The 21337-nt window shown below is 69.8% G+C and carries 14 protein-coding genes; 11 read left to right on the top strand and 3 right to left on the bottom strand.

Annotated features, from left to right (window positions below):
- The first annotated feature begins 177 nt into the window (after positions 1-177).
- From PotMrB4_RS09560 to PotMrB4_RS09545, 4 genes are all read left to right on the top strand, one after another.
- Entirely contained in the window at positions 178-2178 is a 2001-nt protein-coding gene (locus PotMrB4_RS09560; protein ID WP_172433098.1) for a methyl-accepting chemotaxis protein, read from the top strand.
- Positions 2179-2251: 73 nt separating this feature from the next.
- A complete protein-coding gene (locus tag PotMrB4_RS09555) occupies positions 2252-2545 on the top strand; it encodes a YceK/YidQ family lipoprotein (protein ID WP_107328948.1) in 294 nt (97 codons plus the stop codon).
- 53 nt (positions 2546-2598) lie between these two features.
- The gene (locus PotMrB4_RS09550; RefSeq protein WP_160479793.1) at positions 2599-3639 is read left to right on the top strand and encodes an RNA methyltransferase; all 1041 of its coding nucleotides are present in this window, start codon (positions 2599-2601) and stop codon (positions 3637-3639) included.
- A 48-nt stretch (positions 3640-3687) separates the two neighbouring features.
- Positions 3688-3906, top strand: a complete 219-nt coding sequence (locus PotMrB4_RS09545) for a DUF2970 domain-containing protein (protein ID WP_044401713.1) — start codon at positions 3688-3690, stop codon at positions 3904-3906.
- Positions 3907-3911: 5 nt separating this feature from the next.
- Here PotMrB4_RS09545 and PotMrB4_RS09540 read toward each other — a convergent pair whose 3' ends face one another.
- Positions 3912-5003 carry an ABC transporter substrate-binding protein gene (locus tag PotMrB4_RS09540; RefSeq protein WP_373870841.1) on the bottom strand — a complete coding sequence of 364 codons (1092 nt, stop codon included), beginning with the start codon at positions 5001-5003 and terminating at the stop codon, positions 3912-3914.
- 375 nt (positions 5004-5378) lie between these two features.
- Between PotMrB4_RS09540 and PotMrB4_RS09535 the strand changes: the two genes are divergently transcribed.
- The 7 genes from PotMrB4_RS09535 (at position 5379) to PotMrB4_RS09505 (ending at position 18134) form a co-directional block, all read left to right on the top strand.
- Complete coding sequence (locus tag PotMrB4_RS09535) at positions 5379-9089, top strand: DUF4132 domain-containing protein (RefSeq protein ID WP_172433096.1); 3711 nt, start codon at positions 5379-5381, stop codon at positions 9087-9089.
- Positions 9083-10180, top strand: coding sequence for an ATP-binding protein (locus PotMrB4_RS09530; RefSeq protein WP_172433095.1), 1098 nt, complete (start codon positions 9083-9085; stop codon positions 10178-10180). Before PotMrB4_RS09535 ends, PotMrB4_RS09530 begins: the two co-directional genes overlap by 7 nt.
- Before the next feature lie 3 nt (positions 10181-10183).
- The gene (locus PotMrB4_RS09525; RefSeq protein ID WP_197939514.1) at positions 10184-12649 is read left to right on the top strand and encodes a DUF5682 family protein; all 2466 of its coding nucleotides are present in this window, start codon (positions 10184-10186) and stop codon (positions 12647-12649) included.
- Positions 12642-13766, top strand: a complete 1125-nt coding sequence (locus PotMrB4_RS09520) for a VWA domain-containing protein (RefSeq protein ID WP_172433094.1) — start codon at positions 12642-12644, stop codon at positions 13764-13766. The genes PotMrB4_RS09525 and PotMrB4_RS09520 overlap by 8 nt, the downstream gene beginning before the upstream one ends.
- The gene (locus tag PotMrB4_RS09515; RefSeq protein ID WP_172433093.1) at positions 13763-15772 is read left to right on the top strand and encodes an SWIM zinc finger family protein; all 2010 of its coding nucleotides are present in this window, start codon (positions 13763-13765) and stop codon (positions 15770-15772) included. The genes PotMrB4_RS09520 and PotMrB4_RS09515 overlap by 4 nt, the downstream gene beginning before the upstream one ends.
- A gap of 222 nt (positions 15773-15994) precedes the next feature.
- Positions 15995-17653, top strand: coding sequence for a nitrite/sulfite reductase (locus PotMrB4_RS09510; protein WP_044401698.1), 1659 nt, complete (start codon positions 15995-15997; stop codon positions 17651-17653).
- A complete protein-coding gene (locus tag PotMrB4_RS09505) occupies positions 17637-18134 on the top strand; it encodes a DUF934 domain-containing protein (RefSeq protein WP_074968815.1) in 498 nt (165 codons plus the stop codon). Before PotMrB4_RS09510 ends, PotMrB4_RS09505 begins: the two co-directional genes overlap by 17 nt.
- Positions 18135-18236: 102 nt before the next feature.
- On the opposite strand, the gene cysS is transcribed toward PotMrB4_RS09505, so the two are convergent.
- Positions 18237-19622 (bottom strand): cysteine--tRNA ligase, encoded by a 1386-nt coding sequence (cysS, locus tag PotMrB4_RS09500; protein WP_172433092.1) that lies wholly within the window; start codon positions 19620-19622, stop codon positions 18237-18239.
- Positions 19622-21292: a glutamine--tRNA ligase/YqeY domain fusion protein gene (locus tag PotMrB4_RS09495; protein WP_107329660.1), complete on the bottom strand. Its 1671-nt coding sequence runs from the start codon at positions 21290-21292 to the stop codon at positions 19622-19624. The genes cysS and PotMrB4_RS09495 overlap by 1 nt, the downstream gene beginning before the upstream one ends.
- Positions 21293-21337: the final 45 nt, after the last annotated feature.

Here is a 21337-nt window from a genome sequence, read left to right as displayed (position 1 = left end):
TTCCCCCCTGCCTCACCCCCTCGCGACCGTCCGTCCCTTCGGGCTGGAGCAGTTTCCGAAAACGCCGATAGCCAAAACAGGCGAGCCCGCTGGCCAGGCATTGCGCTTGCGTGCTGATCTGTGCGGCCCGGGAGCCCCATGGCTCCCCTTCGAGACCGGGAAACGAGGAGTACCTGCATGTCGCTGCTGCCTGATCGTATTTCCACCCGCCTGACCCTGGGCGCCATCCTCCTGCTGCTGCTGACCGCCCTCGCGGTATTCGCCGTGATGGTGTTGCGTGGCCAGCCCCGCGTCGTCGCCGAGAGCAACGCCCTGATCGAACAGACCGGCAGCGCCATCGTGCGCCAGCTCGGCCTGCAGCTCACCGGCATCCAGGGGCTGGCGGTGAGCATGGCCCACCTGGCCCAGACCCTGCCCCATGACGAGGCGCTCTACCGCACCACCTACCCACCGCTGATCGACAACAGCGGCGACGCCGCCATCGCCGGCGGCGGCATCTGGCCGGAACCCAATGCCTTCACCAGCGGCACCGAGCGCCGCAGCTTCTTCTGGGCGCGCAACGCCAGCGGCGCCCTGGATTACTCCGACGACTACAACAAGCCCGACGGCCCCGGCTACCACAACGACGCCTGGTACACCGGCGCCCGCAGCGCCGCCGGCAATGCCTGCGTCTGGTCCGAGGCCTACCAGGACCCGGTCAGCAAGGTGCCCATGGTCACCTGCAGCGTGCCCTACCAATTGCAGGGCCGCTTCGCCGGCGTCAGCACCATCGACCTGCGCCTGGACGACCTGGCCCGTTTCCTCAAGGAACAGGGCACGGTTACCGGCGGCTACGCCTTCGCCCTGGACCAGGCCGGCAACGTCCTGTTCTTCCCCCTCGGCCAGGACGTGACCATGCAGAAGTTCGACGACCTGGCCAGCCGCGAGGCCTGGCTCGCGCCCTTGCAGGAGGCCCGCCGCAAGGCCGCCACCGACGGCCACTCCAGCGTGCAGCTGGACGCCGACGCCGTACTCGACACCGCCGTCCAGGCCAACCTGTTCCGCATGCCGCAAACCGGCTGGGTGGTCGGGCTGGTCACTCCCCAGGCCCGCGTCACCGGCCTGGCCCGCGCGCTGACCTATGAGCTGCTGGCCTTCCTGCTGCCGGTGCTGGGCCTGCTGCTGCTGTTCGTCTGGCTGGCCGGGCGCAAGCTGCTGGAGCAGATCGGCGAGACCACCGCGCAGATCCAGGCCCTCGGCAATGGCCAGTCCGGCCAGGGCGGCGCCCTCAGCGTGCTGCGCGACGACGAGATCGGCCAGCTGCGCCAGGCGGTCAACCAGTACGCCGGGCGCCTGCAGGGCATGCTGCAGAGCATCGCCAGCGAGTCCCAGCGCCTGCGTGACGAAGCCGGCAGCCTCGGCCGCCTGAGCAGCGCCCTGCTGCAACGGGCCGAGCAGCAGCGCCAGGAGAACACCCAGCTGGCCACCGCCATCACCCAGATGTCCTCCAGCGCCCAGGAAGTGGCACAGAACACCAACGACTGCGCCGACACCGCCCAGCGCTCCCAGAGCGTGGTGCGCCAGGGCCAGGACAAGGTGGCCGCCAACAGTCGCGCCATCCAGGCCCTGGCCGGCGAGATGGCCAGCGCCGCCGCCGTGATCACCCAGCTGGAGCAGGACAGCCAGCAGGTCGGCGCCGTGCTGGACGTGATCAAGGCCATCTCCGAACAGACCAACCTGCTGGCCCTCAACGCCGCCATCGAGGCAGCCCGGGCCGGCGAACAGGGCCGGGGCTTCGCCGTGGTGGCCGACGAAGTGCGCTCCCTGGCCGGCAAGACCCAGAGCTCGGCCAACGAGATCAGCGGCATGATCGCCAACCTCCAGCAGGCCTCGCGCCAGGCGGTGCAGGCCATGCAGGCCGGCGAGGCACGCACCCGCCACGCCGTGGAGGAAGCCGAAGGCGCCGCCAGCAGCCTGTCGGCCACGGTGCAGAGCTTCGACGACATCTCCCAGCGCGCCCAGCAGATCGCCGTCGCCGCCCAGCAGCAGAGCCACGTCACCCAGGAGATCAACGAACTGGCCGTGCGCATCCACTCCGCCAGCGAAGAGAACGCCCGCGACGCCGTGGACCTCGACGCCCTCGGCCACTCCGTGCAGGACGCCGCCAGCCGCCTGGCCGAGCTGAGCCGCGGTCGCTGAGACTGCGAACGGTGCCCACCGAAGCGAAGCGGGAGCTGCTAGGCTCCCGCTTTCTTCGCCACCGAGACCCACCATGCCCTTCCCCACAGGCCGCCTTGCAGGCCTCGCCCTGATCGCCGCCCTGCTCGGCGGCTGTGGCTCCATCCTCGCCCGCAGCCAGGACGTCCACCTGGTGGATGCCGACTACTTCCGCAGCACCCAGGGCGACGTGCAGTTGCTCACCGGCAACCTGGACGAAGGCTCCTTCCCCATGAGCACCGTCTGCTGGATGTCGCTGATCTGCCCGGTCGCCACCGTGGTCTCGGTGCCGGTGGACCTGGTGGTGGATGTCGCCCTGCTGCCCCACGACATCGCCGCCGAGCGCTGAAGCCCCCGGCGCCCCTACTTAAGCGCCCAAGCCGGTGGTAGGATGCGCGCCCCATGCGTATCCACGACCTCGACCAACAGCTCGCCGCCCTTGGCGCCAAGCCCATCCACCGGGATCGGATGCTGCGTGCCTGGCTGCAGGGCAAACCCCTGGACAGCGGCCGCCCACGCCAGCAGGCCGACGACTTCCTGCCGCTGCGGGTGCGCGAAGCCCTGCCCGCCCTCACCGAAACCCTCGACGGCCTGGTGCGCCTGCGCTCCGAGCACCCCGGTGGCGACGGCTCGGCCCGCCTGCTGGTAGGCCTGGGCGACGGTCAGATGGTGGAGAGCGTGCTGCTCCCGCGCGACGGCCTGTGCGTCTCCAGCCAGGTGGGGTGCGCCGTGGGCTGCGTGTTCTGCATGACCGGCAAGAGCGGCCTGCTGCGCCAGGTCTCCAGCCTGGAGATCGTCGCCCAGGTGGTGCTCGCGCGGCGCTACCGCAAGGTCAAGAAGGTGGTGTTCATGGGCATGGGCGAGCCCGCCCACAACCTGGACAACGTACTGGAAGCCATCGACCTGCTCGGCACCCTCGGCGACATCGGCCACAAGAACCTGGTGTTCTCCACCGTCGGTGATCCCCGCGTGTTCGAGCGCCTGCCGCACCTGCGGGTCAAGCCTGCCCTCGCCTTGTCACTGCACAGCAGCAAGGCCGAGGTCCGCGAGCAACTGCTGCCGAAGGCCCCGCGCATCACCCCGGACGAACTGGTGGAACTGGGCGAGACCTACGCCCGCCAGGTCGGCTACCCCATCCAGTACCAGTGGACCCTGCTCGAAGGCATCAACGACAGCCTCGAAGAGGCCGAAGGCATCCTGCGCCTGCTCAAGGGCAAGTACGCGGTGATGAACCTGATCCCCTACAACAGCCTGGAAGTCGACGACTACAGCCGCCCCAGCGGCGAGCGCATCGTCGAGCTGGTGCACTACCTGCACCGCAACGGCGTGCTGACCAAGGTGCGCAACTCCGCCGGCCAGGACGTGGAAGGTGGCTGCGGCCAACTGCGCGCCCGCGCCGTAGAGCGGGTCAACACCCGCCGGCTGCATTCCCCCGCCTCCTGACCCGGCAATTCCATGGAAAGCACCTACGCTTGCAGCAGGAGGTGCCCCATGGACGACCCACAGCAAGACCGCCCACTGACCTTTCGCGAAATGCTCCACAGCGTCGCCGCTGCGGCGTTCGGGGTGCAGAGCGGCAAGAACCGCGCCCGTGATTTCAGCCGGGGCAAGCCCAGCCACTTCATCCTGCTGGGCGTGCTGTTCACCCTGGTGTTCGCGCTGATGCTGTTCGGCGTGGTGAAGCTGGTGCTGCACCTGGCCGGCCTGTAGCCGCCTCAGTCCAGCAGCGGCGCCAGGGAGAAGCGGTAGCCGGAGAACCCGGGATTGCCCCGAGCGCCGAAATCGCGGAAGCGAACCCCGTAGCCCGGCTGGCGGATGTGCGCCAGCAGCCGGCGCGCCTGCTGCACATCCAGCCGGGTGAACAGCCGGGCATGCTGGTCGACGCCACCGTAGCGGGCGAAATCCAGCCCGGCGTCGTAATCCGCCAGCATCACCAGCGCCCAGCCCCCCAGGGTGAAGTGCCCACCCACCAGCACGTCCACGCGCCCGTCGATGCGTGCCTGCAGCACCTCCGGCGAATTGTTCAACGCGGAAACATGCAGGCGCCCACGCACCAACGGGCCCAGCGCATCGGCGGCACGCATGGCGCCAAAGGCCATCTCATCGTTGGCGGCCCAGATCAGGCTGACCCGCGGATAACGCGGCAGCAGCTGGCTGGCCTGCTCGAAGGCGCGGCCCCGGTCCCACTCCGCGTACACCAGCTGCCGCAGTCGCACATCCGGGTTCGCGGCCAGCACCCGGCGCAGCCCGGCCTCGCGAAAGCGCGCAGCAGGCGTCTGCTTCACCCCGGAGAACGCCAGCATCTCGATGGTTCCCTGGGGCTGCAGGCGACGCTGCTGGCGGATCAGCTCCTCGGCCATCAGCGCGCCAGCCTCCTCGTCATTGGGCACCAGGCTGCCGATCCAGTTGCTGTAGCGCTCGCGCGGGCCACCGGTCAGCTCACGTTGCTCATCGGTGAGGGTACTGTTGACGGTGAACAGGCGAACGCCGCTGCCCTGCCCCAGGCGGAGGATCTCCGGCGCGGCGTATTGCTCGTTGACGAACACCAGGTAGTCGGGGCGCTGGGCTTCCGGCCCCTGCAGGATCGCCCGGGCCTGGCGCAGCATGCGCGCGTTGTCGCGCTCGGCGAACTCGATGCGCAGGTCCATCCCCAAGTCATCGGCGGCGGCCTGCATGAAATCGGCGTAGCTGCGCCAGAACGGTTCGTCGCTACGACCGGGGTTGAGGAACACGACGGAGGCGGCCTGCGCCAGGCCACAACAGAGCAGGCCCACGCACAGGGCCAGGGAACGCAGGAAGGGCATCAAGGAGAACCTGTTCGTCGAATGCGCCGCAGTATACCCGCGCCACGTCTGCCCTGCCCCGCCGCCTCGCTGGGCCCGTCTACTGGTGGCTCACCCAGAACACCGCCGTGGAGACGACGATCAGGATCAGGCAGAAGATGGCGATGGCGTCCGCGCGGCTGTCCCCGCCCGGGTGCTGGATAGGCTCGTTCATGGCAACCCCTTCTTGTGGTTATGGATGGGCACGCTCCAGCAGTTAAGACCAGCCCCGACAGGCCCTCAAGGCAGGCCGTCGGGAGGAAAACTTGCGCCAGCCAGCAAACCCTGCGCGCGAGCAGGCGAGCGACCGGCCCGATGTTTTAACATCGGCGCCTCGCATTCCAAGGACAGGCCCTCCCCATGCTGCAGACACTGCTGGAAAAACTCGGCATCACCGCCCCCGCCACCCCCTTCGCCAAGCACGTCGCCGAAAGCCTCGAGGTGCTGGACATCCTGGCGCCGGGCCTGGCCGCCCGTGCCGCCGCCTTCGTCCTCAGCGGGCGGGAGGAACAGGTCCTCGCCGAGCTGTCCCGGCTCAATGGCGAAGAAGCCGCCGTGCTCCTCGACCAGCCCGCCACCCTCGGCTGGTGGTACCCCTCGGGCAACCTGCGCAACGACGCCCAGAAGCACAAGAAGCGCATCAACGCCGCGACCAATGCACGCACCCGCCTCTACGTGATCGGCGCCGAACCCGATGTCGTCGCCCTGGCCCGTTTCGGCAAGGTGCTGGCCGCCGCCTGCCAGGGCGTCAACCTCACCCGCATCGCCCAGGTGCCCGACTGGTTCATCTACCTGGTGGTCGATGCCCTGCACACCACCCGCAAGGACTTCGGCAGCAAGATCAGCAGCGACCTGCGCCAGCACTGGACCCTCGACCTGCTCACGCGCCTGCTGGCGGTGGACGACCTGCCCGGCGACGACGCCCTGCTGCTGGTGCTGGACCGCCGCGACCTCGGCGACTACCACTGGCGCGACCTCAACGCCCTGCTGCGCCTGCCCGACCTGGCCGACCACCTGCTGCAGCACCCCGAAGCCACCCGCGCCCTGCCGGCACGCCTCTCGGCCAGCGGCAACCTGTCCCTGGTGGGCCTGATCGGCCCCCACCCGCGCCTGGCTGCCGCCTACGCCGACATCCTCGTGCGCCTCGCGGTGAACAGCGCCAAGACCGTGCGCGCCGCCGCCGGTCCGCACGTGGAGACCCTGCCCCAGGACGTCAAGCTGGAACAGCTCGGCCTCCTGCTGGCGACCGGCAGCAGCAGCGAACGCACCCTGGCCGCCGACCTCCTCGCCCGCAGCGGCGAGGGCGCACGGGCGATCCTCCAGGCGCGCCTGGCCGAGGAAACCTCCAAGCCCGTGCAGCAGGCCCTGGCCAGCGCCATGGCCCGCCTGGACAGCCAGTCCAGCGCCGAGGAACAGGTGCTGCCGGAGGCCGGCGACTACGAGCGCTGCCCCGACGTGGAACTGGGGGCCACCACCCTCGACCTGCTGCGCCGCAACCTCACCGAACTGCTGGAGGAGAGCCGTCTCTCCGCCGAGGAAGAGATCCGCGGCAACCTGGAACACAAGCGCAAGTGGGACTGGCAGCAGAAGGCCTACAAGAAGCTCAAGGCCCTGACCGACAAGGACCTGCAGGCCGCCCTCGACTTCCTCAACGGCAAGAGCCGCAAGCTCTCCGACGGCCTCGAAGACGTGCTCGCCTACCGTGGCCGCCTGGCCGCCAGCGCCGACGTCAACCTGCTGCACGCCCTGCGGGTGACCCGCCGCCGCTACTTCAACGCCTACCAGCTCATGCAGTGGCTCAAGGGCGACGCCCTGCGCCGTCTCGACCTGCGCACCCTGGCCGACGCCCTACGCCGCTGCGGCAGCGAAGAGCCGGAACGCGAGACCGCCGGCCTGTGCTTCGGCTGGAACTCGCCGCTGGCCCAGCTCGACCCCGACCGCGTCTGGCCGTTCTTCGCCGAGCACCCGCAGTTCCTCGAAGAGGCCTTCGGCCTGCGCCCCAACCATGGCCGCACCGAGTTCGACGTGCCCACCGCCCTCAGCCTGCTGGAGCGCTTCCCGGTGCTGCCGAAACGGCTGATCCCGGTGCTGCTGGAACTGGCCCTCGGCGCCAGCAAGACCAACCGCAGCGAAGCCCAGCGCCTGCTGGAAACCCTGCCCGACATCGCCGAGCGCGCCATCGAGGCCCTGGGCTCCAGCAAGCAGGAGATCCGCACCCTCGCCGCCGAATGGCTGCAACGCCTGGGCCGCCCCGAAGCCGTCCCCGCGCTCAAGGCCGCCCTGGCCAAGGAGAAGCGCGAGACCGTGCGCGCCGCCCTGCTCACCGCCCTGGAAGCCCTGGGCGACGACATCAGCGGCCACCTCGCCCCAGCCGTACTGCTCGCCGAAGCGCGCAAGGGCCTGCAGGGCAAGCCCCCGGCCAGCCTGGCCTGGCTCGACCTGGACCGGCTGCCCGCCTGCCAGTGGCTGGACGGCAGCGCAGTGGAGCCGGAGATCGTGCGCTGGTGGGTGGTGCTCGCCTGCAAGCTCAAGGAGCCGGCCGGCAACGCCCTGCTCAACCGCTACCTGGAGCTGCTGGCCCCGGCCAGCCGGGCAGCGTTGGGCAAGGCCCTGCTGCTGGGCTTCATCGCCCAGGACACCCGCCACCCGAGCCAGGAGGAGGCCATCGCCCACGCCCAGGCCAACCTCGCCCAGCGCATGCAGAGCTACCAGGCCTGGGCCAAGTGGTCCCCCGAGTACGCCGACATCACCCAGGAGCAGGCCTTCGAGATCCTCAAGCGCGAGCACCTGTCCATCTACCTGGGCAGCGCCATCGCCGACAAGGGCATCCTCGCCCTCACCTGGGCCATGGCCGGCCACGAGCTGGTCAGCCTGCTGCAGGCCTACATGCGCGACCACTACCAGCGCCGCGCCCAGGTCGAGGCGCTGCTCAGCGCCGCCGCCAACAGCAACGACCCGCTGGTGATCCAGCTGCTGCTGGCCGTCGCCCGCCGCCACCGCACCGCCTCGGTCCAGGCCCTGGCCCGCGTACTGGTGGAGCAGATCGCCCAGCGCAACGGCTGGAGCGCCGACGAACTGGCCGACCGCACCATCCCCAGCGCCGGCTTCGACGAACAGGGCGTGCTCAACCTGCAGTACGGCGAGCGCCTGTTCACCGCGCGCCTGGACGGCGCCCTCAAGCTGGAGCTGCGCAACCCCGACGACAAGGTGGTCAAGGCCCTGCCCGAGCCGCGCAAGAGCGACGACCCGGCGCTGATCAAGGAAGCCAAGACCCAGCTCTCCACCAGCAAGAAGGAGCTCAAGCAGGTCATCGAACTGCAGACCCAGCGCCTCTACGAAGCCATGTGCGCCGAGCGCCTGTGGCCTGCCGGCGAGTGGCGCGAATACCTGCAGCGCCACCCGGTGGTCACCCACCTGGTGCAGCGCCTGGTCTGGGCCGAAGTGGCCGAGGACGGCGCCCTGCGCCTGTTCCGCCCCACCGAGGACGGCAGCCTGATCGACCTCGACGACGACGAGGTCGAGCTGGACGAAACCCGCCGCGTGCGCCTGGCCCACGCCGCCCTGGTGGACGCCGACACCGCCAAGGCCTGGACCGCCCACTTCAAGGACTACAAGGTCAAGCCGCTGTTCGCCCAGATGAGCCGCATGCTGCCCGAGCCCACCGCCAGCGAGACGCCGGAGCAGGACGAAGGCAGCGGCGAACGCATCGCCGACCGCCTCGGCTGGCTCAGCGACACCTTCACCCTGCGCGGCACCCTCACCAAGCTCGGCTACCAGCGCGCCGCCGCCGAGGACGGGGGCTTCTTCGACCACTACTTCAAGGAGTTCTCCAGCCTGGGCCTGCGGGTGTGCATCGGCTTCACCGGCAACTGCCTGCCCGAAGAGAACGTCCCCGCCGCGCTCACCCACCTCAGCTACGAACGCATGGCCCAGCGCTGGTCCACCGGCGAGAGCCTGCCCCTGGCGGAGATCCCGCCCGTTCTGCTGGCCGAGACCTACGCCGACTACCGCGCCGCCGCCGACGCCTGCGTCGGCTTCGATCCCCAGTGGAAGAAGAAGACACCATGGTAAGCACCGCCCTGCGCCACAGCGCCGAACACCTGCATGCCGACGAACTGGCGCGCCTGAGCGAAGCCGACCAGCAGGCCGGCGCCGACCTGCCCCCGGGCTGGCTGCGCTCGCCGCGTTCGGTGCGCCGCTTCATCCTCGGTGACGACGCCCTGGGCATCAGCCGCAAGTTCTACGGCGACGACGCCCTGGTGGACCGCGCCATTGTCACCCTGCTCGGCCGCCAGGGGCTGATGCTGGTGGGCGAGCCGGGCACCGCCAAGTCGATGCTCTCCGAGCTGCTGGCCGCCGCCATCAGCGGTGACTCCACCCTCACCATCCAGGGCACCGCCGGCACCACCGAGGACCACATCAAGTACTCCTGGAACTACGCCCTGCTGCTGGCCGAGGGACCGACCCCGCGCGCCCTGGTGCCCTCCCCGCTGCACCAGGGCATGCAGGCCGGCAAGCTGGTGCGCTTCGAGGAGATCACCCGTTGCCCGCCGGAGATCCAGGACGTGCTCGTCTCCCTGCTCTCCGAGAAGCAGATGATGATCCCCGAGCTGGGCGAAGGTGGCCGCCTGCTGGCCCGCCCCGGCTTCAACCTGATCGCCACCGCCAACCTGCGCGACCGCGGCGTGCACGAGATGTCCGCCGCCCTCAAGCGCCGCTTCAACTTCGAGACGGTGCGCCCCATCGCCGACAGCGAATTCGAAGTGGAGCTGGTGATGCGCCAGCTGCAGCGCGAACTGGGCGAGCAGGCCGGCAAGGTCGCCGTCGAGCGGGACGTCATCGCCCTGCTGGTCACCGTGTTCCAGGAGCTGCGCCAGGGCAGCACCCGCGAAGGCACGGCGATCAAGGCCCCGGACGCGGTGATGTCCACCGCCGAAGCGGTCAGCGTCGCCTACGCCGCCGCCCTGGAGGCCCGCTACCTGGGCGACGGCCGCCTGACCGCCGCCGAGCTGGCGCGCCAGCTGCTCGGCGTGGTCTTCAAAGACAGCCAGGACGACGCCCGCCGCCTGCGCCACTACCTGGACAGCGTGGTGCGCGAGCGCGCCCGCCGCGACGACCACTGGAAGCGTTTCTTCGACGCCAGCAAGGGCCTCTGGGACTGAGTCATGGCAGAGGCCTTCGCCAGCGACCCGCGCCTGCCCGAACGGCTGCAGGCCGCCGCCCGTGAGCGCGCAGCCCTGGCCCGGGCCGGCATTCACCTGGTGCCGGTGCGCCACCACAGCCCGGCCTGTGCCTTCGCCCTGCGCCAGCAACTCCAGGCCCTGCAGCCGGCGGCCATCCTGATCGAGGGGCCGGCGGACTTCGACCGGCTCATCCCCGACCTGCTGGACTCCCGCAGCCGGCCGCCCCTGGCGATCCTCTCCCAGCACCGCCGGCCCGATGCCGAGGGCGAGCCGACGCTGCGCTCGGCCTTCTTCCCCTTCTGCGACTACTCGCCGGAATGGCAGGCCCTGCAGGACGGCCAGCACCTGGGGGCGCAGCTGGCCTTCATCGACCTGCCCTGGGCCCGCCAGCACGACGAGGAGCAGGCCGCCGACCAGCAGCGCAGCCTCATGGCCGAGCGCTACCTGGCCCACAGCCGCTACCTCGCCGCCCTGGCCCGCGAAGCCCACTGCCGGGACCACGACGAACTCTGGGAGCACCTGTTCGAACTGCGCCCCCGCGCGGCGCTGGCCGACTGGCAGCGGCTGTTCGACGACGCCTTCGCCTGGTGCGCCATGGCCCGCCTGGACTACGAGGACGACGTGCTCGCCGCCGAGGGTTCCCTGGCCCGTGAAGCCCACATGCTCGGCTGCATCCGCGACTGGCGTGGCCGGGTGGACGGCCCGCTGGTGGTGGTCACCGGCGGCTTCCACACCCTGGCGCTGGTGGAGGCCCTGGCCGCCGGCACCCCGGCACCGGACAGACCCGCCGCCCCGGAGGACAGCCAGGCCTGGCTGATCCGCTACAGCTTCGACCGCCTCGACGCCCTCAACGGCTATGCCTCCGGCATGCCCTCGCCGGCCTATTACCAGCAGGTCTGGGACGCGCTGCTGGGCGAGGAGGACGACACCCTCGCCCGCCAGCGCATCGCCACCCGCCTGCTCAGCGGCATCGCCGCCGAAACCCGCGAGCAGCGCCTGGCCGATGCCCTGACCTTCGCCAGCGTGAGCAATGCCGCCGAGCAGGCCGCCGGCCTCGCCCGGCTGCGCCAGCACCCCGGCCCGGGGCGCTACGACCTGCTGGACGCGGTGCACGCCTGCTTCGTCAAGGGCAGCCTGGACGAAGGCCAGGACGGCCTGCTGCGGGCCGTGCAGCGCCACCTGGGCGGCAACCGCCTGGGCGACGTGCCGCCCTCGACCCAGGCCCCGCCCCTGGTGGAAGAAGCCCGGCGGCTGGCCCTCGCCCACCGCCTGGACCTCAGCGACAGCCTGGCCCGGCGCACCCGCCTGGACCTCTACCGCAAGCCCCGCCACCGCGCCCGCAGCCGCTTCCTGCACCTCATGGCCTACCTGGACAGCGGCCTGGCCCGGCACCAAGGCGGGCCGGACTTCGTCAACGGCAGCGGCCTCGACCTGCTCTTCGAGGAGTGGGAATACGCCTGGTCGCCGTTGGTGGAAGCCAACCTCATCGAACGGGCCGAACAAGGCAGTAACCTGCGCGACATCGCCCTGCGCCGCCTGCTGGACGAAGAACGTGCGCTGCTCGGCCAGGGCCAGGGCCGCAGCGCCGGCCGCGTGGCACAGCTGGTGGCCCGCGCCGGGCTGATCGGCCTGGGCGAGCAGCTGCCAAGGCTGTTCCAGCGCCTGGCCGAACACCTGGACGAAGACCCCGAACTGGCCTCGGTGGTCGCCTGCGGCCAGCGCCTGCTGCACCTCTGGCGCGGCCGCGAACTGCTCGGGCTGGAAGAGCAACCGCAACTGCCGGCGCTGCTGCAGCGCATCGTGCCGGCGGCGCTGTTCCTGGTGCCGGGCCTGGCCCTCTGCGCCCCCGAGCAGGAAGGCGCCGCCGTGGATGCGCTGCTGGCCCTGCGCGAGTTCATCCGCCTGGGCAGCGGCCTGGTGGGCCTGGATGGCCAGGACGAAGCCCTGCAGGGCGCCCTGGCCCGTCTCCGCGACGAGGCGCCGCCCACCCTGGCCGGCGCCCTGGACGCGCTGCGCTACCTGGACGATCTCGATGACGAGGCCCGCCTGGCCGAAGCCCTGGGCCGCCGCTTCGGCCCGGGCGCCGACAGCGAAGACGCCGTGCGCTACCTCGGCGGGCTGCTGCAGGCCGCACCGGAGCTGATCCTGCGGGTCGAACACCTGGGCCAGGCACTCAACGCCCTGGTGGCCGGCTGGGACGAGGCCACCTTCGTCCGCCACCTGCCCGACCTGCGCCTGACCTTCACTCGCCTCAAGCCCCAGGAGACCGGGCGCCTGGCCAGCCAATTGGCCGCGCTGAACGGCCTGGGTGACAGCGCCCTGGACAGCGCCCACCACGAACTGGACAGCCACGACCTGCTCGCCGGCGCCGCCCTGCACCTGGCGCTCGGGCGCTCGCTGGCGCGCGACGGCCTGCTCGGCTGGGCCACGGAAGCCGACCATGACTGACCTGGAAACCGCCCGCCGCTGGCGCCTGATCCTCGGCCGCTACGCCGACCGCGCCCTCGAACAGGCCGCCCTGAACCCCACCGACGCGCGGCTGGAGAAGACCCTCGACTACCTCTACAACCGTGAGTACCAGCGTCGCGGCCATGTCCAGGGCGGGCGCGGCGGCTCCCTCGACGACAGCCAGCTGACCGCCCTCAACTGGCTGGAGCAGGCCCGCAACCTGTTCCCCCGCTCCACCTTCGAGCGCCTGCAGACCCAGGCCATCGAGCGCTACGCCATCAGCGCACTGCTCACCGACCCGGCCAGCCTCGCCAGCCTGGAACCCAGCCCGGCCCTGGCCAAGGCGCTACTCAGCGTGCGCGGTCGCCTCAGCGCCGACACCCGCGACGCGGTGCGCCAGCTGATCGCCAAGGTGGTGGAAGAAATCCTCCAGCGCCTGCGCAGCCGCTTCACCAACGCCCTCAACGGCCGCCGCAACCGCTTCCGCCGCTCGCCGATCCGCCACGCGCAGAACTTCGACTGGCGCGCCACCATCGCCGCCAACCTCAAGCACTACGACCCGGAGCGCAAACAGCTGCTGATCGAATCGCCGCGCTTCAACGCCCGGGTCCGCCGGCAGCTGCCCTGGGACGTGATCCTCTGCGTCGACCAGAGCGGCTCGATGCTCGACTCGGTGATGTACAGCGCCATCTGCGCCAGCATCCTCGCCACCCTGCCCAGCGTGCGTGTGCGCCTGGTGCTGTTCGACACCCAGGTGGTGGACCTCAGCCACCTCGCCCACGACCCGGTGGAGGTGCTGCTGACCGTGCAACTGGGCGGCGGCACCGACATCGGCAAGGCCCTGCGCTACTGCGAGCAACTGGTGGACACGCCCCAGCGCACCGTGCTGGCGCTGATCAGCGACTTCGAAGAAGGCGCGGCCATCGGTCCGCTGCTGGCCTGCGTCTCGCGGCTGAACGAGGCCCGCGTGCGCCTGCTCGGCCTGGCGGCCCTGGATGATGCCGCCCGGCCGGTCTATGACCCGTCCATGGGCCAGCGCCTGGCGGATCGGGGCATGCGGATCGCCGCACTGACCCCGGAGCACTTCGCCGAATGGCTGGCGGAGGTGATGCAATGAGCGCCTGGCTGGCCCGCTACCGGGCCTACGACGACGCGGCCCTGGAAACCCTGGCCAACGCCGGCCTGCTGCGCCGCGCCGGCAAGGACGTGGAAGCCGGCAAGCTGGCCTGGGGCGAGCGCACCGAGGCACACGGGCTGATCGAGACCGACGGCCAGACCGTGCGCCTGGACGCCGGCGGCGTGGAGGCGGCGCGCTGCACCTGCCCGGCCAGCGGCTGCTGCAAGCACATCCTCGCCGCCGTGCTGTGGCTGCGCAGCGAAGCGCCCGACGCGGCCACTGGCACGGAGCAGCCCGATCCCGATGCCGCCCAGGTGGAAGCCCTGGCGCTGGACCCGGCGCAGTTGCAGAAGCTCGCCGGCAAGGTGGCCACCCGCCGCGCCCGGCAATGGATCGAGGCCCTCGGCACACCCCGGTTGAGCAACCACGGCCTGCGCCTGGCCATCGCCTTCGACGGCCTGGAGGGCGAAGTCAGCTACCTGGCGGGTGCCGGCTTCGAGGGGATGCTCTCCGGGGCGCGGGACAGCGAACGCAAGGCCCTGCACCTGGCGGCCCTCGCCGGGCTCTTCCAGGCCCACGGCCAACCCTGGGCCTGGACCGCCGAAAGCGCCCCCACCGACACCACGCGGGACGGCCTGGGCGAGGCCGAGCGCGAGCTGCTGGCCTCGGTGCAGCAGCTGCTGCATGAGCTGCTGGGCCAGGGGCTGTCCCACGTCAGCCGGGCCAGCGCCCTGCAGCTGCGCCTGCTCAACCTCGGCGCCCGCACCGAAGGCCTGCCGCGCCTAGCCGGCCACCTGCACACCCTGGGCGGGCAGATCACCCGCCTGGCCGAGCGCGACGACCACAGCAGCGAGCGGGAGGCACTGGTGCAGATGGCCCGCGTCCACGCCCTCTGCCAGGCGCTTCTGCGCGCCGACAGCGAGCGCCTGCCCCCGCTGCGCGGCCGCCTGCGGCGCGACTACCAGGCCGGTGAAACCCTCGACCTGCTGCCCCTGGGCGGCCACTGGTGGACCAGTGCCGGCGGCGCCCGCGGCCTGAGCCTGGTCTTCTGGGACCTCAACGACGGCCAGGTGCTGGAAACCACCCTGGCCCGCCCCGATGGCAGCGACCCCGGCTTCCGCCGCGACGCGGTCTGGGCCCAGCAGGCGCTGTGGCGCAGCACGCCCGAGCGGCTGTGCCGCGCGCCCTTGCAGCTGGAAGGACCGCGCCTGGCCGAGGATGGCCGGCTGGCCCCCGGCGGCGGCATTGCGCGCCCCCAGGAGGGCTGGCCAGCGGATGACCCGCGCCTGCTCGACCTCGGCCTGGCGGACTGGGAACAGCTGGGCCTGGCCTTGGAAGACAGCGCCGCCCTCGCCAGCGAGCCGCCGACCCGGCTGCTGCTGCGCCCCGCACGCTGCCATGAAGCGAGCCTGGACGAAGCCAGGCAGGTGCTGACCTGGCCGCTGGAGGACAGCAACGGCCGCACCCTGCTGCTGGAGCTGCCCTGCACCGCCGAGCGTCGCGAACGCCTGGACAACCTGGAGCGGGCGCAGAAGGCCCTGGACGATATCCGTGCCGTGCTGGTGCGGCCTTGGCTGGACGGTCGCCGCCGCTGCCTGGAGCCCCTCGCGCTGCTGGTGGCCGATCACGGCCGGCTGCGCTGCCTGTCGCTGGACTTCGAATCCCTGGTGCGCGGCGGCTTGAGCCGCAACCGCCGGCTGTTCGACCGCATCCAGCGCCTGCTCAGCCGCACCGACCGCCCCGTGCCGGCGGTGGAGCCGCCGAGCCTCGCCGGACGGCTGGTGGAGCCGGCCCTGGACGTGCTGGAAAGCCTGGCCAGCAGCGGCCGCCAGCAGCCCTCTGCCCATCACCGGGAGGTGCTGCGGGCCCAGCAGGCGCTGGCCGACGCAGCGGGGGTGGCGGTGCTGGCGCAAGCGCTGGGGCAATTGGCGGAGTCGCCCAGGGTCTCCTCCGAGACCCTGCTGCGGGGGACGCACCTGATGAGCCGCCTGCTTGCCCTGGGCTGACGCCGGGCCAGTCGAGAAGCATTCTCGACGCCCGCCGGCCGGGGCCTCCAGCCGCGCGGGGAAGGTTATGCTCACACCCCTGCTTATGCGATCAGGTTCTTTACATATACTCAAACATCACTTTTGCGCATAAACCTGAGCTGGTATCTTCCACCGGCTCCGCAGGGGGTGCGCGGCCGTGCGCGCAGAAAAGCTGTAAGCAGCCTGACAACAGGACCATTCATGTACGTATACGACGAGTACGATCAACGCATCGTAGAGGACCGCGTCAAGCAGTTCCGCGATCAGACCCGCCGCTACCTGGCCGGGGAACTCTCGGGCGAGGAATTCCGTCCCCTGCGTCTGCAGAACGGCCTCTATATCCAGCGCTACGCCCCCATGCTGCGGGTCGCCGTGCCCTATGGCCTGCTGTCGTCCGCCCAGGTGCGCAAGCTGGCGCAGATCGCTCGCGACTACGACAAGGGCTACGCCCACATCAGCACCCGCCAGAACGTCCAGTTCAACTGGCCGGAGCTGGAGGACGTGCCGGAGATCCTCGCCGAGCTGGCCACCGTGCAGATGCACGCGATCCAGACCAGCGGCAACTGCATCCGCAACACCACCACCGACCAGTTCGCCGGCGTCGCCCGTGACGAGCTGGTGGACCCGCGCCCCTGGTGCGAAATCATCCGCCAGTGGTCCACCTTCCACCCCGAGTTCTCGCACCTGCCGCGCAAGTTCAAGATCGCCGTGAACGGCGCCGTGGGCGACCGTGCCGCCATCGAGGTGCACGACATCGGCCTGGAAGCGGTGAAGAACGAAGCCGGTGAGCTGGGTTTCCGCGTCTCCGTCGGCGGCGGCCTGGGCCGTACCCCGATCGTCGGCAGCTTCATCAACGAATTCCTGCCCTGGCAGCACCTGCTGAGCTACCTGGACGCCATTCTGCGCGTCTACAACCGCTACGGCCGCCGGGACAACAAGTACAAGGCGCGCATCAAGATCCTGGTGAAGGCGCTGACCCCCGAGGTGTTCGCCGAGCGCGTCAACGCCGAGTGGGCACACCTGAAGGATGGCCCCACCACCCTGACCCAGGCGGAAGTCGATCGCGTCGCCAGGCATTTCGTCGACCCGGCCTACAAGGCCCTGGAGGACCAGGACGCCGCCCTCGCCGCCCTGGACGCCGAGCACCCGGGCTTCGCCCGCTGGCGCCAGCGCAACACCTTCGCCCACAAGAAGCCGGGCTACGTGGCCGTGACCCTGTCGCTGAAGCCCACCGGGGTGGCCCCGGGCGACGTGACCGACAAGCAGCTGGACGCCATCGCCGACCTGGCCGACCGCTACGCCTTCGGTGAAGTGCGCAACAGCCACAACCAGAACGTGATCCTGGCGGACGTGGAGCAGGCGCAGCTGTTCACCCTGTGGAACGAACTGCGCGAGCAGGGCTTCGCCACGCCGAACGTGGGCCTGCTCACCGACATCATCTGCTGTCCGGGCGGTGACTACTGCTCCCTGGCCAACGCCAAGTCGATCCCGGTGGCCGAGGCCATCCAGCGCCGCTTCGATGACCTGGACTACCTGTTCGACATCGGCAACCTGGACCTGAACATCTCCGGCTGCATGAACGCCTGCGGCCACCACCACGTCGGCCACATCGGCATCCTCGGCGTGGACAAGAAGGGCCAGGAGTTCTACCAGGTGTCCCTGGGTGGCAGCGCCGGCCGCGACGCCAGCCTGGCGCAGATCCTCGGCCCGTCCTTCGCCCAGGAGGAAATGGCCGACGTGATCGAGAAGATCATCAAGGTCTACGTCGAGCGCCGCACCGAGGAGGAGCCTTTCCTCGATACCTTCCGCCGCATCGGCATCGACCCGTTCAAGGAGCGCGTATATGCAGCGAATCATTAAGAACGGCCAGGTCATCGACGAGACCTGGCACCTGCTGCCGAAGGACGCGACCCTCGATGGCCTGTCCAACTGCGACGACCTGATCGTGCCCCTGGCCCTCTGGGTCGAGCACAGCCACGCCCTCAAGGCCCGCGATGGCGGCCTGGGCGTGTGGCTGGACGCCGGTGAGGAGATCGAGGAGATCGCCGACGACCTCTCGCACTTCCAGGTCATTGCGCTGAACTTCCCGGCCTTCACCGATGGCCGCCACTCCTCCACTGCCTACCTGCTGCGCCAGCGCTACGGCTACCAGGGTGAGGTCCGCGCCATCGGCGACGTGCTGCGCGACCAGCTGTTCGCCCTCAAGCGCTGCGGTTTCGATGCCTTCGCCCTGCGCGAGGACAAGGACCCGTACGACGCGCTGAAGGCCTTCGAGGACTTCAGCGAGGTCTACCAGGCCTCCGCCGACCAGCCGCTGCCACTGTTCCGCCGCCGCGCCTGATTCCCCAGGCAACGGGCAAAAGAAAACCGGGACCTTCGCAGGTCCCGGTTTTTTTATGGCGCTTGGATGGGGCGTTATCCGCAACGCCCCGTCGGTCAGCTGTTATTCAGCCAGGCGCCAGGTGGTGCCACCCTTGCCATCCTCCAGCACCACGCCCATGGCGGTGAGCTGGTCGCGGATGCGGTCGGACTCGGCCCAGTTCTTCTCCGCACGCGCGGTCAGGCGCGCCTGGATCAGCCCTTCGACCTCAGCGGCGTCCACCTTGCCGGTGGCACCGGCCTGGAGGAACGCATCCGGCTCCAGCTGCAGCAGGCCGAGCAGGCCACCCAGGGCCTTCATGCGTGCCGCCAGGGCGGCTGCGGTGCTCGGGTCGCTGTCACGCAGGCGGTTCACCTCGCGGGCCATCTCGAACAGGGTGGCGACGGCTTCGGGGCTGTTGAAGTCATCGTCCATGGCCGCGCCGAAGCGCTCGACGAAGGCTTCGCCACCTGCCGCCTCGACGACCGGCAGGCCGCGCAGGGCGGTGTAGAAGCGTTCCAGGGCGCCCTTGGCTTCCTTGAGGTTGTCCTCGGAGTAGTTGATCGGGCTGCGGTAGTGGCTGGACACCAGCAGGTAGCGCACCACCTCGGGGTGGTACTTCTCCAGCACCTCGCGAATGGTGAAGAAGTTGCCCAGGGACTTGGACATCTTCTCGCCATCCACACGGACCGCGCCGGCGTGCATCCAGGCCTTGGCGTAGAGCTTGCCGGTGGCGGCCTCGCTCTGGGCGATCTCGTTCTCGTGGTGGGGGAACACCAGGTCCGGGCCGCCGCCGTGGATGTCGAAGGTCTCGCCCAGGCAGCAGGTGGACATGACCGAGCACTCGATGTGCCAGCCGGGACGGCCAGCGCCCCAGGGGGATTCCCAGCTCGGCTCGCCGGGCTTGGCGCCCTTCCAGAGGACGAAGTCCAGCGGGTCTTCCTTGGATTCGTCGACCTCGATGCGCGCGCCGATCTTCAGCTCGTCGATGCGGCGGCGGGAGAGCTTGCCGTAGCCCTCGAACTTGCCGACGCGGTAGTAGACGTCGCCATTGCCGGGGGCGTAGGCGAAGCCCTTGTCGATAAGGGTCTGGATCATCTGGTGCATGCCGGCGATGTGGCCGGTGGCACGGGGCTCGATGTCCGGGCGCAGCACGGAGAGGCGCGCCTCGTCTTCGTGCATGGCGGCGATCATGCGGTCCACCAGCGCTTCGAACGGCTCGCCGTTCTCCTGGGCGCGCTTGATGATCTTGTCGTCGATGTCGGTGATGTTGCGCACGTAGGTCACGTCATAGCCGCGCTCGCGCAGCCAGCGGGTGACCACGTCGAAGGCGACCATCACCCGGGCATGGCCGATGTGGCAGTAGTCGTACACGGTCATGCCGCACACGTACATGCGCACGCTGTTGCCTTCCAGGGGCTGGAAGGCTTCCTTGGCCTTGGTGAGGGTGTTGTAGATCGTCAGCGCCATCACTGCCCCCAGGAGTCACGCAGGGTGACGGTGCGGTTGAAGACCGGCTGGCCGGGCTTGGAGTCCTTGAGATCGGCAACGAAGTAGCCTTCGCGCTCGAACTGGAAGCGTTCCTCGGGCTGGGCCTGGGCCAGGGACGGCTCGGCACGGCAACCGGTGAGCACCACCAGCGAGCCGGGATTGATGTTGTCAAGGAAGCTGCCGCCCTCTTCCGACTTCTCGGGGTTGGCCGAGCGGAACAGGCGGTCGTACAGGCGCACTTCGCACTCCAGGCTGCCTTCCACCGGCACCCAGTGGATCACGCCCTTGACCTTGCGCCCTTCGGGGTTCTTGCCGAGGGTGTTCTCGTCGTAGGAGCAGCGCAGCTCGACGATGTTGCCGTCGGCGTCCTTGATGGCTTCGTCGGCACGGATCACGTAGCTGCCGCGCAGGCGCACTTCGCCACCGGGTACCAGGCGCTTGAAGCCGGCAGGCGGGACTTCCTCGAAATCGCTGGCGTCGATGTAGATCTCGCGGGCGAAGGGCAGCGTGCGCACGCCCATGTCTTCCTTCGGGTGGCGCGGTAGTTCGAGCTGCTCGACCTGGCCTTCCGGGTAGTTGGTGATGACCACCTTGAGCGGCTTGAGCACGCACATGGCGCGGGCGGCAGTGGCGTCCAGGTGGTCACGGATGCTGAATTCCAGCATGCCGATGTCCACTACGCCGCTGGCACGGTTGACGCCGATCATCTCGCAGAAGTTGCGCAGCGACTCGGGGGTGTAGCCCCGGCGGCGGTAGCCGGACAGGGTGGACATGCGCGGGTCGTCCCAGCCGCTGACATGCCCTTCGTCCACCAGCTGCTTGAGCTTGCGCTTGCTGGTGATGGTGTAGTTCAGGTTCAGGCGCGAGAACTCGTACTGGCGCGGCTGCGCCGGTACCGGCAGGTTGGCCAGGAACCATTCGTAGAGCGGGCGATGGTCCTCGAACTCCAGGGTGCAGATGGAGTGGGTGATGCCCTCGATGGCGTCCGACTGGCCGTGGGTGAAGTCGTAGCTGGGGTAGATGCACCACTTATCGCCGGTCTGGTGGTGATGGGCGTGGCGGATGCGGTAGAGGATCGGGTCGCGCAGGTTGATGTTCGGCGAGGCCATGTCGATCTTGGCGCGCAGGGAACGGGCGCCGTCCGGGAACTCGCCGGCCTTCATGCGGGCGAACAGGTCCAGGTTCTCCTCGACGGAGCGGTCGCGGAACGGGCTGTTCTTGCCCGGTTCATGCAGGCTGCCACGGTACTCGCGCATTTCCTCGGGGGTGAGGTCGCAGACGAAGGCCTTGCCGGCCTTGATCAGCTCGACGGCCCAGGCGTGCAGCTGGTCGAAGTAGTCCGAGGCGTAGCGAACCTTGCCCGCCCACTGGAAGCCCAGCCACTTCACATCGCGCTCGATGGCGTCGATGTATTCCTGGTCTTCCTTGGCCGGGTTGGTGTCGTCGAAGCGCAGATGACAGTCGCCGCCGAATTCCTGGGCCAGGCCGAAGTTCAGGCAGATCGACTTGGCATGGCCGATGTGCAGGTAGCCGTTGGGTTCCGGGGGGAAGCGGGTGACGATCTTCGCGTGCTTGCCGGCGTCCAGGTCGGCCTGGACGATGGGGCGAAGGAAGTTCGTGGCGACGACGGGGGTCTCTGGCTTGCTCATGGTGTCCTTAAGATCATGCTTTGCGGCTCAGGGTAGGCCGGCCAA

Origin of the sequence: Metapseudomonas otitidis (genome assembly GCF_011397855.1) — a bacterium.
In the GTDB taxonomy this organism is placed as follows: Bacteria; Pseudomonadota; Gammaproteobacteria; order Pseudomonadales; family Pseudomonadaceae; genus Metapseudomonas; species Metapseudomonas otitidis.
This window is presented reverse-complemented; position numbering and strand designations above follow the sequence as displayed.

Excerpts from the sequence above, each read along its gene's own strand:
- PotMrB4_RS09530 (WP_172433095.1), top strand. The coding sequence starts at position 9,083 with ATGGTAAGCACCGCCCTGCGCCACAGCGCCGAACACCTGCATGCCGAC.
- PotMrB4_RS09545 (WP_044401713.1), top strand. The coding sequence starts at position 3,688 with ATGGACGACCCACAGCAAGACCGCCCACTGACCTTTCGCGAAATGCTC.
- PotMrB4_RS09495 (WP_107329660.1), bottom strand. The coding sequence starts at position 21,292 with ATGAGCAAGCCAGAGACCCCCGTCGTCGCCACGAACTTCCTTCGCCCC.
- PotMrB4_RS09560 (WP_172433098.1), top strand. The coding sequence starts at position 178 with ATGTCGCTGCTGCCTGATCGTATTTCCACCCGCCTGACCCTGGGCGCC.
- PotMrB4_RS09510 (WP_044401698.1), top strand. The coding sequence starts at position 15,995 with ATGTACGTATACGACGAGTACGATCAACGCATCGTAGAGGACCGCGTC.
- PotMrB4_RS09555 (WP_107328948.1), top strand. The coding sequence starts at position 2,252 with ATGCCCTTCCCCACAGGCCGCCTTGCAGGCCTCGCCCTGATCGCCGCC.
- PotMrB4_RS09505 (WP_074968815.1), top strand. The coding sequence starts at position 17,637 with ATGCAGCGAATCATTAAGAACGGCCAGGTCATCGACGAGACCTGGCAC.
- PotMrB4_RS09520 (WP_172433094.1), top strand. The coding sequence starts at position 12,642 with ATGACTGACCTGGAAACCGCCCGCCGCTGGCGCCTGATCCTCGGCCGC.
- PotMrB4_RS09525 (WP_197939514.1), top strand. The coding sequence starts at position 10,184 with ATGGCAGAGGCCTTCGCCAGCGACCCGCGCCTGCCCGAACGGCTGCAG.
- PotMrB4_RS09515 (WP_172433093.1), top strand. The coding sequence starts at position 13,763 with ATGAGCGCCTGGCTGGCCCGCTACCGGGCCTACGACGACGCGGCCCTG.
- cysS (WP_172433092.1), bottom strand. The coding sequence starts at position 19,622 with ATGGCGCTGACGATCTACAACACCCTCACCAAGGCCAAGGAAGCCTTC.
- PotMrB4_RS09550 (WP_160479793.1), top strand. The coding sequence starts at position 2,599 with ATGCGTATCCACGACCTCGACCAACAGCTCGCCGCCCTTGGCGCCAAG.
- PotMrB4_RS09535 (WP_172433096.1), top strand. The coding sequence starts at position 5,379 with ATGCTGCAGACACTGCTGGAAAAACTCGGCATCACCGCCCCCGCCACC.